The sequence below is a fragment of the Shewanella indica genome, assembly GCF_033842865.1.
Lineage (GTDB): Bacteria > Pseudomonadota > Gammaproteobacteria > Enterobacterales > Shewanellaceae > Shewanella > Shewanella indica.
The window spans coordinates 2,220,982-2,233,329 of record NZ_JAWXXR010000001.1; the positions used below are offsets into that span (position 1 = coordinate 2,220,982).

10 protein-coding genes are annotated in these 12,348 nt (G+C 54.6%); 6 read left to right on the forward strand and 4 right to left on the reverse strand.

Annotation, left to right across the window (positions count from 1 at the left end; all coding sequences use genetic code 11):
- Positions 1-16: 16 nt before the first annotated feature.
- The 4 genes from SIL79_RS10040 to SIL79_RS10055 form a co-directional block, all read right to left on the reverse strand.
- Positions 17-583, reverse strand: a complete 567-nt coding sequence (locus tag SIL79_RS10040) for an imm11 family protein (RefSeq protein WP_319619232.1) — start codon at positions 581-583, stop codon at positions 17-19.
- 73 nt (positions 584-656) lie between these two features.
- On the reverse strand, positions 657-2,330 hold the full coding sequence (locus SIL79_RS10045) for a hypothetical protein (RefSeq protein WP_100144837.1): 1,674 nt from the start codon (positions 2,328-2,330) through the stop codon (positions 657-659).
- Positions 2,331-2,342: 12 nt separating this feature from the next.
- Positions 2,343-4,694 (reverse strand): PEGA domain-containing protein, encoded by a 2,352-nt coding sequence (locus SIL79_RS10050; protein WP_319619234.1) that lies wholly within the window; start codon positions 4,692-4,694, stop codon positions 2,343-2,345.
- A 10-nt stretch (positions 4,695-4,704) separates the two neighbouring features.
- Positions 4,705-6,117, reverse strand: coding sequence for a glycerophosphodiester phosphodiesterase (locus SIL79_RS10055; RefSeq protein ID WP_319619235.1), 1,413 nt, complete (start codon positions 6,115-6,117; stop codon positions 4,705-4,707).
- Between the two features lie 371 nt (positions 6,118-6,488).
- Between SIL79_RS10055 and SIL79_RS10060 the strand changes: the two genes are divergently transcribed.
- The 6 genes from SIL79_RS10060 to SIL79_RS10085 all read left to right on the forward strand — a co-directional run bounded on the left by SIL79_RS10060 (position 6,489) and on the right by SIL79_RS10085 (position 12,328).
- On the forward strand, positions 6,489-7,253 hold the full coding sequence (locus SIL79_RS10060) for a cobalamin-binding protein (RefSeq protein WP_082014276.1): 765 nt from the start codon (positions 6,489-6,491) through the stop codon (positions 7,251-7,253).
- Between the two features lie 263 nt (positions 7,254-7,516).
- Positions 7,517-8,779: an efflux RND transporter periplasmic adaptor subunit gene (locus SIL79_RS10065; protein ID WP_071476662.1), complete on the forward strand. Its 1,263-nt coding sequence runs from the start codon at positions 7,517-7,519 to the stop codon at positions 8,777-8,779.
- Between the two features lie 10 nt (positions 8,780-8,789).
- Entirely contained in the window at positions 8,790-9,038 is a 249-nt protein-coding gene (locus SIL79_RS10070; protein ID WP_144360911.1) for a hypothetical protein, read from the forward strand.
- 35 nt (positions 9,039-9,073) lie between these two features.
- Positions 9,074-9,796, forward strand: coding sequence for an ABC transporter ATP-binding protein (locus tag SIL79_RS10075; RefSeq protein WP_101096184.1), 723 nt, complete (start codon positions 9,074-9,076; stop codon positions 9,794-9,796).
- A gap of 11 nt (positions 9,797-9,807) precedes the next feature.
- Complete coding sequence (locus tag SIL79_RS10080) at positions 9,808-11,118, forward strand: ABC transporter permease (RefSeq protein ID WP_162206451.1); 1,311 nt, start codon at positions 9,808-9,810, stop codon at positions 11,116-11,118.
- Between the two features lie 10 nt (positions 11,119-11,128).
- Complete coding sequence (locus tag SIL79_RS10085; RefSeq protein ID WP_039034125.1) at positions 11,129-12,328, forward strand: ABC transporter permease; 1,200 nt, start codon at positions 11,129-11,131, stop codon at positions 12,326-12,328.
- The last annotated feature ends 20 nt before the right edge of the window (positions 12,329-12,348 follow it).

Below are 12,348 nucleotides of genomic sequence, written 5' to 3' on the forward strand. Positions count from 1 at the left end.
CATCCTTTTTAAAGGTTTATATTCTAGGTGCTTCTTCGGATGTATCAAATGAGAAAGCCACAATGCTGGTGTTTATCTTTCCTTCCTCGTCCAGGCGTATGAGGGCTTCAAGTAGTTCAATAGAGAAGAATGTTTTCGTCATTCCTATCGGCTTGAATACGTGTCTTTTACTTTCGGGGAGTTTATTGATTTTTTCAGCCGATAAGAAAAACCGGCTGGTAGCTTTGGTTATTTTGATGCTGTTTTCGGTATCAACGGCATCCACCAAGTTGTCTACTGCCAGTATATAACGATCGGTTAAAACCCCTGAGCCGGCGCAGGTTAACTTGGAGGGATAGACTTCGACCCCGTAAGGGTCAAAGCTCATGATTAATTCGGCTATCTCCTTGGTAACATTAAAAGCGCCCCCTCTGATTAAATCCAGCGCTTCAATATCGAGGATGTCAGTGTCCTGCCATACAATCTCATTCAGACAACTTGTTGGGATAAAGTCATTGTCATCATAAAGTGACGAGCGAATATCGACCGCACTAAATAGTGATTCCCCTTCATTAATGTCTTCGTTTATATAGGCTACTTGCATTCTCAATTCTCTATATTTTTCTCTGGGGCAAAAAAGCCACCTCGTGAGGTGGCTTGGGGAGTATAAACCGGAGTTAGCCCATACGTTTAAGCTTTTCCTTCAACTCTGGGATGGCGCGGGTAAAACCGTCGATATGGTCGGTCAGGCGTGACAGCAGTTTGCGCTTACGCTCTTGGTTACGCCGACCATACAGTAGGGTCCAAACCAGCAGTACTGCACTGACCATGATAAACACTACCAGGGTCAGGTTGTGTCTAAAGAAGGAGGTGCTGTAGATGGGATCCAGCAGCGGGAAGTAGAGCATATCGAACAGCGGATACCAGATATGATCCGGGCCCCAGAAGTTGAAGATCAAGGCGGCAATCGCCAACAAGATCCAGGTGCCTGCGCCGTTGAGCTTGCCGTATTGCTGGAAAGATGTGTTGTTATAACGTTTGCTCTTGGTCAGGTTATAGGCGTACTCACGGTTATAGTCATCAACGCCCAATTTGGCCCTTGAGCTGGCGTAAATCATCCAATCGCCCACATCCAGATCCCCCAACAGATCTTCGCCGAAGCGCATCTCCCGCACTTCACCATCGGCCAGTTGCAGCAAGACTTCGCCATCAACGTTGGAGCTGCGGCTGCGATGGCTGCTGGTTTCAGTGTCTGTGGTGCTGTGGGAGAATCTGTTACCCACATAATGGTCTGTGGTGGTGGTTTTAGTGGTGGTGACCGTGAAGTCATCGACACTGGCGCTGGCACTTCTGTCGAGCACTTTGCCCATGATACAAGAGACGCTGACTTCACCCTTTTCATCGCCGGCCAAGACATGCTTGTGCAGATAGGGCTCACGGTAACTCAGGCTGTATTGCCGCATCATGGCCTCTTCCTCATCGCGGACACTGAGGCTGTTGGCGGCCGTTGCCGGTGCTTGCTGCTGCGAGCTGCCGCATTGAACACAGTAGCCGTGTTCGCCGTCGATGCGACTCTGGCATTTGAAGCAGAAAATATCCGAGTCTTTTCTCGGCCGCTGGGCGATATGGTAGCCCAGCGCTTCTTGGGTGACAGACAACAGGCGTTTCATCGCCAGTTGCAGCGCCTCGTAGCGGCGCAGTTCCCTGGTGTGTTTCTTCTGGTTGCGTTGACGCTCCAGAATGAAACACACCACAGACAGAACCACGGCCACCCCGATAGCGATTTCTGTGGGTTGCTTGGCACCAAAGTACAGCAACAAGGCGCTGGCAATCCCCAGCAGCAGCCACCAGAAGGCGCTGGATTGGCTACCCGGCTCATAGTCGGGCACTATGGTGGAGCGTTGACCGTCGGCTTCATGACTGATGGCTGCCGGAGCCATATGGTTATGGCTGACCAGGCGTTTGGCGTCTTTACCTTCGATGCGGTAATTCAGGGTGTAGTCTGTCGGATAAAACAAGGTCAGCACATCGCCGCGGCGAAGTTGGTCGTAGAACTTGTTCTCGGCGTTGACACTAACCCGCTCTATGTTGCCGTCCTTGTCTTCCAGCTCAAGCCACCAGTAGCTGTAGGTGAGGTTATTGCCACTGTCTACCCGGCGCCGCTTGTAGAGGAAACTGGAGTTGACCCGGCCGGTGAACGTCCTGGCGCCGGAATAGTGGGGTTTGAGATCTTTTAGGATCTCAGGGGCGACATCCTCAATATTCTTCAGTTTGGGCTGCTCAGGCAGGGACTCTCCGCAGTGACCGCAGAAGTTTTCCTTGGCATAAATGGGTTGATTGCAGTGGTGCATTCAGTTTCCTTGTCAATTGGGTAAAAGACGGATTGTCAGTGTTTGTTCGCCGCCATTCAGGCTGTGCCATTTGCGGTAGGTCTGATAACCGGGGGCGCTTACCTGCACATCGTAGTTGCCCGGTTTAAGCCGGATCCCCGAGTGATACTTGGGGCCGATATTCATGATCCTGATATTTGCGTTGTTCACATTGGTTTCGACCTTGAGGTGTGTCTCGGTCGGTGCCAGCTCGCTGGCCTTAAGTGGCGCTGGAGTGCTCTTGTGCAGCAAGTCTATCTTGGCCAGTGAATGTGCCAGTGGCGAGAAGGCCTGATAGATACCCGTGTGTTGCTCAAAGCTCAGCCCCAAAGGATGCAGCAGCGGTTGGGCGTGCAGTGTCCAGCGCAGGGCGTAGGCAAAGCCGATATTGCCGGACTGTTCCACCTTGGTGAGGAAGTAGTTCACCGGGCTGGTATCATCCTGGGTGTAGCGGTTTTGCACCAAAAGCACCGGCAAGGTCAGCAGCAACAGGGGCGGCAATAACTTGGCGGTCAATGCCAGCCAGCGGCGTTTGCCGGACTTGGCACTTTCATTGGCATTCTCATCTATGCCGGTACTGTCTTCGTTGGCACTTGCTTGACTCGCGCCGGGGCGGAACAGCTGCAGCGTCTTTAGCGGCAGTTTGATAAAGGTCATACAGATCAAAAACAGGCTGAGTGACATGGAGATGGGCGGAATAATCACAGATCGCAGCGCCTGCTTACCTTGTTCGGCATAGCGGCCGCCATCGGCAAATTCACGTTCCGACTCGGCCAACATCTGCAGGTAACTCTGGGTACGCTTCTGGATGTTGGGATCCAGCACATGGCGTTTGAAGTTGGCCTGGTTCCAGTCGGCGCGGACGTTCGGCACATAGAGATCGCCCATGCGAGCGGCTATCTTGCGTTGGATCTGCGGATGCAACTGGAAGGCGTTCCAACTTAAGTTGATGGGCAAGTCCAAACCGCGTTTACGCATCTCGCTCTGCCAGCGGGCATCGGCTTCAGCCTTAACCGTCTTGGCCACGCTTTGGCTAAACAGCGGACGATTGCTGATATGCCAGCTGTCCGGCAGTTTCAGTCCCTTGGCCTTGAGGGCCCGGCGTAGTTTCACCTGAGTCACAGGATGCACCCTGAAGTCAGCCAGTGACGCTATGTTGAACGGATAGCCGGTTTCCTTTTCAAACATCGCCTGGAACTTGGGATGGGCCAAGAACAGGCGCTGGTAATGATCCGGATCGTCTGTGTACTTATAGCGTTTGTCCTTAAGACCGCCATCGCCACCTGTAGCCAGGCTCAGCGCCTGCATGGCGGTGCCGACACCGGCAGTCATCACCCCGAACAGGGCGCTGGACAGCAGGTTTTCGCCTGTGCTGATATCTTCGACTATCAACCAGTAGTTGGGATCTATGTAGCCGAGCCCCGCCTTGGAGATCATTGTCTTGTAGCGGGCGTTTTCCCGTTCTATACATTGATAGCGACGTTCTTTCTGGGACGACTTCTTGTAGCGTTCCTGGCAGCGGTTGGTGTCTTTGTGGTAGGCGAAGATCTTGGGGCCGTATTTCTGGGCCCTGGCACCGGCCTTGGCCACATGGGCCTTTTGCGCCTGTTGATACTTGCCCCAGCCTTGATTGACCTCTTGCTCTATGTTTTGCCAGTAACCCATCTCCCGCTCAGGGATCCCCGCCAAGGTCTGGTTGTAGCGGTTGGAGCCTTCGGCATAACTGCGATAGCTGGCCGACAGCTCATCATAGAGTTGACCAAAGTCTTGATAGTGCTGGTCAAAGTCGCGATAGGCCCGCTTTTGCACGAAGTTGTGAATGATCTTCTGCTTGTAATCATCCAGGTTGTCGGTGAGGTTGTGGTCGGCATAGGCCAGGCCGCCGAATAGGGCCAGAAAGGTCAGGTTTTCAGAGCTGTGCAGCTCTTTGGGGTCGTAGTTGAGACCTTCGACTTCGACCGCATTAACCGCCAGGGCATCACGCAGCGCCGCGCTGTAGGCCGCGTATTGACGCTGCTCCGGGGTAGAGGGTTCAATCAGCCATTGCTCTATCAGGTATTTTTGGCCGAAAAACACGCTGGGCCAGACGCACAAGGTGAGCAGCAACAGGGTCAGGCTGCCTCTTAGGCCGGTTTTGAACAGCCGTGCCGGCAAGAGATCGGCCAGCAGCAGGGTCACACCTATCCCGGAAATGGTGCGGCCGTAAATCTCCAGGTGTTCGAGTTGCTCGGGCTTGGGGGTGCCCAAGCCCACCAAAGAAACCAGTTGGGCGTTGAAGATGGCCTCTGGGATCAGATAGGCGGCGCTCAGCAGCAGGAAAAATACCCGCCAGGACAGTTTTTTCATCCTTGGTTCCTCACTGCTGCTCGCTGCGGCGCAGCTCGATTTTCACTGCATCATCTGCGGTGAGGTCTACTTGGGTCTGGTTTTCTCTGGGGCCGGCCTGGGTTTTCATGATCACAGGAACAAAGCCGCCGCCAGACTCGGACTGGGACGCCTTGCCTTTATTGGCCACAGCGCCTGTCTTGAAGGACTTCAGTTTGCCATCCACCGCCGGATACAGACCGTTGGGCCAGTAGGTTTCCAGCAAAGAGAGCTTGGAAAGATCCAGATCCTTGGGCAGTGTAGCCAGCTTGCGGGTCAGCTCAGTACTGCCTTGATAAGGCAGCATGGGCGGCAGGGCGAAGCGGCTGCAAAAACCATAGAGACTGTCGTCGATAATCACAGAGTCGGGTAGTTGACTGCGCTTGAGTCCCAGCAGGCTCTGTTCGTGGTAATCATGACCATTGATGGTATAGCTGGCCACAGGAATGCCGCGGTTATGGGCCAATGACTTGAAGCCTTGGGCGTTTCGCCGATAGTGGCGTATGTCCACGGCGATACCGAAGTTGGACTTGAGCGCCTTTTTCAGCTTATTGAGTCCGGCCGCAGAGTCATAACGCTTTTCCCGGTAGCGGCGGTTGGCGTAACCCTGAATATCCTCCAGCATGGATTGATTACGCAAAAAGATGGGATCTTGACCTGCGCCGCGTTTCATATCGGCCGCCAGTTTGTTCATCGAGGCCTTGGCCGGGCTCTGGATAAAGGACAGGAATACAGCGTCGTTTATCTGCCTCATTTTTTTGAGGTTTTCCAGCTCCAGACTGCTGTAGAAGTAGCGCCCCTGGCCTATGATACTGAAGGCCAGATAGTCGAGCATCTCCAGATCTCGGCTGCCGGCGCGGCTCTTGATCTCAATATTCAGCTTCTGTCCGCTATGGGCATAGCGGCTGAACACCTGCGCCAGCTGGCGAAAGTTGGGCGGTACTGTATCTGTGAGGGCGCCGGTTTGCATGTCCCGCTGGCGCAGATAGCCCCACTCTTTTTCATAGCGAATCGATTCTATCTTGCGGCGCTTATTGTCTATGGTGCCGGTTTCACGTCCGGTGCGGCCATCGTGATGAATGACCCAGACATCATCCCGGGTCAGGCGCACATCGATTTCTATCACATCAAATTGGTTATCCAGGGCATCTATGACGGCTTCCAGCGAGTTTTCCGGAAAACGTATCGAGCCTCTGTGGGCCTGGAGTTCCAGGTTGCTGCACTGCCTGGCACCCAGATAATTGATGTTATCCAGTGCTGACAGAGTAAAGCCTCTGGCGTTGAAGGCTTGTTCCAATGCTAGTTTCTGCGGATCCACGGGTTGAGGTTCGGGGGCGGAGGGGGTGCTTTTACAGCCGCCAAGCAGGCCGAAACAGCAAAGTATCAGGACAAAAAAAAGACGCACTTGTATTCCTTGGTGCTCTGTAACTATTTATAAAAACGGGGTATTAAAATTAATTATTTACTCTCGGTCAACCTGTGATGTCAATGTTTAACAAGTTTTACTTGTGCCGTCTCAAAACTGAACATTGGCTGACTTTTTATTGGTCAGCTCGTCCGCTTTTAAAAGGCTGTATAACCAGAGACTCAGAACCTGGGCCGCGCGTTTTACTCGCAACTTGCTTGAGGTATGCTTGAAGCAATTTTGTGAATAACCAAGGAAACCAGGTGAACAGACTGATACTCTGCCTGCTTTGCAGTTTGGCTCTGAGCCCTGCCGCCCAGGCCAAGTCGCCCAACAAAGCGGTTAATAAAAGCGTTAGCGCCAGGCCGGCCATGCGCATAGTGGCGCTCTCTCCCCATGCGGTGGAGATGCTGTTTGCCATAGGCGCGGGGGAGCAGATAGTGGCCACCACAGACTATGCCGATTTCCCCGAGGCCGCCAAGGCAATTCCCCGCATAGGCGGTTACTACGGCATACAGATAGAAAGAGTGATAGAGCTGAACCCGGATCTGGTGGTGGTCTGGGACACGGGCAACCGCAGCGAAGATATCGAACAGTTGACCAAGCTTGGGTATCGCATTTACGGCAGTGACCCCAAGACCCTGGAAGGTATTGCCGAAGAGCTGGAACAGCTAGGGCGTCTCACCGGCCACAGACAGCAGGCCGGGGAAGTGGCTGCCGACTACCGGCAACAATTGGCAAACTTGCGCCGGGACAATGCCGCCAAGCCGGAGATCAAGGTGTTCTATCAACTCTGGTCCGAGCCTTTGATGACAGTGGCCCAGGACAGCTGGATCCAGCAGTTGTTGGAAGTCTGCCATGGCAACAACGTCTTCAAGGACAGCAGCTCACCTTATCCGCAGGTAAGCATGGAAAATGTGCTTCTCAGTCAACCCGAGGTGATCATCAAGACGGATGAAAAGGGCGATGGCAAGCGGTTGGACTGGAGCCGATGGCAGGAGATCCCTGCGGTGAAAACGGAACAAATCTACACACTTAACGCCGATCTCCTGCACCGGGCGACCCCAAGGGCGCTGGAAGGTGTTGAGGCTATCTGCAAGGTGCTCGACCAGGCCCGCGAAGGGCAGCGGCCATGATAATCATCATCCCGGCTTCGGCGCCAGTCTGGTAATCCTGCTGCAAGCGTTTTAAGCCCGCTCTCTATTTATTCTTCTGTTACTAAGTGTCCGCCAGGCGGACACTTTTGCAAAAAGCGGACAGTATCCGCTTGTCCGCGGACACAAATAAAATCTCCTCTGTTTTTCAACCAATTGATAACTATGACTATCTAAACTTGGCACAAGCTTTGTAAACCTAGTTGCAACAAGATGGTCACAAGCTCAATTGAGGAACAAACGGGATGATTAAGGATACCAGCGGACAAGACAAGCAAGTGGCACCGGGTTTAGCGCGTCGCCTCAAGTGGCCGGCTACCCTGGGCGCGGCAGTATTGTTGCTGTCGGGCCTGGTGTGGGCCAGTGTCAGTGGCAGCGGTGTCAGTGAATCCATAGATCGCAGTGAGCTGCGCTTCGCCACTCTGGAGCGCGGCACTCTGACCCGGGATATCGCCACTACAGGCAAGATAGTCGCCGCCAACGCGCCAATCCTCTACAGCCCGGAAGGTGGCACTGTGACTCTGATAGCCAACCCGGGGGACAGGGTCGAGCAGGGCCAGGTGGTCGCGACCATAGAAAGCCACAGCCTGACCAACAGCCTCAAGCAGCAGCAAGCCCTGCTCGATGGGATGAAGAGTGCCCTGGAACGGGCCAAGTTGGACGCCCGACGTAATCAACTCAAGGCGAATCAGACACTGGATATGGCCAAGGTGGATCTGGAGGCCGCAGACAGGGAGAGCCGCCGCGGCGATCAACTGATCGAAACCAGTCTGATCTCCAAGATAGATTACGAGAAGAGCAAGGATGAGCTGCACAAGGCCAAGCTGCAGTATGCCCATGCCCAGCAGGAAGCCGCACTGATGAAAGACACCCTGACCTTTGAGCTGCAAAACAAGGCGGCCGAGGTCAATCGTCAGGCACTGGTGGTCGCCGAGTTGGAACGTCAGGTGGCAGCACTGAACATCACAGCCCCTGTTGGCGGCATCATAGGTAACTGGCTGACGGAACAAAAAGCCCGTATCGCCCAGAGCCAGCCGATCCTCACTGTTGTGGACTTGAGTGCCTTCGAGGCCGAGTTGGCTGTGCCGGAAACCTACGCCGATGAACTGGGGCTGGGGATGGATGTGGAACTCAACTTCGGCGGCGTGATGGTGATGGGCAAGTTGGCCTCCATCTCCCCCGAAGTACGTAACCGCGAAGTCTCTACCCGGGTCCGGTTTCAGCAGGATACCGCTTTGCACCTGAGGCAGAATCAGCGCCTGTCGGCCAGGGTCTTGTTGGAAAACCGTGCCGATGTGCTGATGGTCAAGCGCGGCGCCTTCGTGAACAGTGGCGGTGGTCGCCTGGTGTACCGTCTCCAGGGGGATATTGCCGAGCGCACCGAGATCAAACTCGGTGCTCGCAGCATGAGCCATATCGAGGTGCTGGAAGGCGGCGAGGTGGGCGACCAATGGGTGATTTCCAATATCGATCTGTTCAATGACGCCGAGCAAGTGCTGGTTCGCTGAGGAGAGAAGAATGAAAACCGAAAGCTTCAACACCGAACGTCTGGTGGCGGCCCTGGCTCTGCTGCTGTTGCTGGTGGCGACTCTGGTCTATACCCGAGATACCTCGGACTGGTTCCTGCTGGGACTCAATCTTATCGAAGCCACCACAGTCAACTCTGTGTCGGCCGAGCCGGGGCAAGTTGCCGATTTCAGCCATGCCGCGATGGCGCCGGGCCAGTGGTTTGGGCAATGTCTGTCTGCCCTGACGAAACTAAAATAACCCACCGAATAACGCAAAAATAAGGAACTAAAACCATGTTAACCATGAAAAATATCAACAAGGTGTTCAAAACGGATTTAGTGGAAACCCATGCGTTACGGGATTTCAATCTGTCGGTGAAAGAGGGGGAGTTTGTTGCCGTGACCGGACCGTCGGGCTCGGGTAAAACCACCTTTCTCAATATCGCCGGTCTGCTCGAAGGCTTTACCCATGGCGAGTATTTTCTTGATGATGTCAATATCTCCAACCTGAATGACAACAAGGCTGCGGCCATTCGTAATGAGAAAATTGGCTTTATCTTTCAGGGTTTTAACCTTATCCCTGACTTGAATCTGGCAGAGAATGTTGAAGTACCACTGCGTTATCGCGGCTTTGGCGCCAAGGAGCGCCAGAAGCGGGTGAAGCAGGCGCTGGAGCAGGTGGGCCTGGGGGCGAGGATGAAGCATCTGCCCTCACAACTCTCGGGGGGGCAGCAGCAGCGGGTGGCCATCGCCCGCGCCTTGGCCGGGGAGCCGAGATTCCTGCTCGCCGACGAACCTACGGGTAACCTGGACAGCCTGATGGCCCGCCAGGTGATGGAACTGCTGGAAGAGATCAACAAGGCCGGCACGACCATCATCATGGTGACTCATGACCCGGAGCTGGCCCGCCGCGCCCAGCGCAATATTCAGATAGTGGATGGCCAGGTGTGTGACTTCAGCCGTTATCAAACCGAACAGGCGCCGCAGCTGGATGTGGCCGAACAAGTGGCCAGCTAAGGAGCGCGAGCATGTTTATTTACTATGTTGACCTGGCCTGGCGCAGCATCAAAAAGACGCCGATATTGTCGCTGTTGATGGTGTTGGCCATCTCAGTGGGGATAGGGATCACCATCACCACGCTGAACGTGTACAGCATGATGTCCTTCAACCCGGCCGGGGAGCGTGCCGAGCAACTCAACACAGTGCAGCTGTGGAGCCAGGGACCCGATTCCTGGGATGAGTTTAACTCGCTGATCACTTTTCAGGATGCCATGAATCTGCGTAAGGGGGATCTTCCCAAATCGCAGGCCGCCATGTTCCGCAGTGGTATGGCGGTGCAAACGGATGACCCTGAAGTTCTGCCCATGTTGCAGGGCGTCAGGGTGACCGACCGCGGCTTCTTCCCGCTGTTCGAAGTGCCTTTTCTCTATGGCAACGTTTGGGACAAATCAGTGGACGAGCAAGCGGCCTATCAAGTGGTTATCGGCAGAAAGCTGAACCAGAAGCTGTTTGGCGGCGAGAACAGCGTCGGCAAGACTGTCTATCTCAACCGTAAACCCTTTCAGGTGGTGGGCGTGATAGCCGACTGGAACCCTCAGCCCAAGTATTACGATCCTACCAGCGGCGCCTTTGCCAGTGCCGAGCAAGTGTATATTCCGTTTTCGCTGGCCGCCCATGAAGAGTTTCCGATTTGGGGGAATGTCTCGGGTTGGAAGTATGAGCGTCTGGACAACTATCAGGACAGACTGGTTTCAGAGAAAGTCTGGCTCGAGTACTGGGTCGATCTGCCAAGCGCAGAAGACAGAGCCGCCTATAAGAACTTCCTCGCTCAGTATGTCGAGCAGCAAAAAGAACTGGGGCGCTTCACCGATGGCAAGTCTCCCTCTGAGTCGGCGCAGCTGTCCGATGTAGACGCCTGGCTGGAGAAAAATCACGTAGTGCCCGAGGACAATAAGATTCTGGTGGGGCTGAGCATACTGTTTCTCAGTGTTTGCCTGGTCAATATTCTGGGATTGATGCTGACCAAGTTCCTTAAGCGAGCCCCCGAGGTTGGCGTGCGCCGCGCCATTGGGGCCAGCCGCGGGCAGATCTTCTCTCAATACATGGTAGAGGTGGGCGTGATTGGGCTGTTGGGTGGTTTTCTCGGCCTCGCCTGGGCCTGGGGAGCACTCTATAGCCTGTCGGCGCGCTTCGGGGTTGCCGAAGGGCTGACGCACCTGTCTTTGAGTATGTGGTTTATCACCCCCGGGATAGCGGTAGGTACCGCCATGTTGGCGGGGCTTTATCCGGCTTGGGTTGTGTGCCGCACTAAACCAAGCGTTTACCTCAAGAGCCAGTAAGGGATTGACTATGCTAAATATTAAACCGGTTTTCAGCAGTCTGATGCGCAGCAAGAGCGGCCCGATACTACTGCTGATGCAGATCATCTTATCGGTGGCCATAGTCGCCAATGCCAGCTTTATTATCCATGAACGTTTGACCATGATGCAGCGTGATTCCGGGATTGCCGAGCAGGAGATCCTGGTCTTTACCGTCTATAACTTCGACCCCAATATAGATACCAAGCTGCAGAACAAGGTCGACCAGCAGATCCTCCGCCGCCTGCCCAATGTCGTCACGGCGACGTCCACCAATATGTTGCCGCTCAGTGGCAGTGGCTGGTCCACCACGCTGAATCTGGGCCCGGATCCGGAAACGTCCAAGACGACGCCTCAGCTTGCCATGTACCTGGGGACAGAGCACACCCTGGAAACCTTGGGGGTCAAGTTGGTGGATGGGCGTAACTTCTACGCCAACGAGATCAATGATGATGTTAACGGCAGCAATAAGCTGGTGATCATCAGCAAGGCGCTGGCCGATGAGGTTTGGCCGAATGAGTCCGCCGTGGGCAAGACCCTCTGGGCCGACAGGGACGAGAATGTCACAGTGATAGGTGTGGTCGACAAACTGCAGGGTGCCTGGGTGGACAGTAAAGATCTCGAGTACAGCCTGATCCAGAACGTCGATTACAGCGGGCATTTCTACATGGTGCGGGCGCCGAGCGAGCATCACAAGGCGCTGAAAGAGCAGATCCTCGAGGCCTTGATGAAGGAAAACCCCAATCGGGTGATCGATGATTTCCAATCTATCCAGGAAGTAAAACAAAGCTCCTATCGTGACCACGAGCTCATGGTCAGCGTGCTGTCCATGATGGTGATTTTGCTGCTGCTGATCACCAGTTTGGGCCTGACAGGTATGGTGATGTTCAATATTCAGCGCCGCACCAAACAGATTGGCACCCGGCGGGCCTTGGGGGCCACCAAGGCCGATATCCTGAGTCTGTTTCTGACGGAAAACTACCTTATCTGTATCGCCGGAGGGCTGTTGGGGGCTTGTCTTGCCGTGGTGTTGGGGCAACAACTGATGCAGCACTATGACCTGCCACAGCTCGACCTCATCTATCCGCTGCTGACAGTGGTGGGCATGTTGCTGGTGACGACAGTGGCTGTGGTCTTGCCTGCCCGCAGGGCGGCGAATATCTCACCGGCAATGGCGACCCGCAGCGTCTGAACCGCCTGCCGCCCATTCGA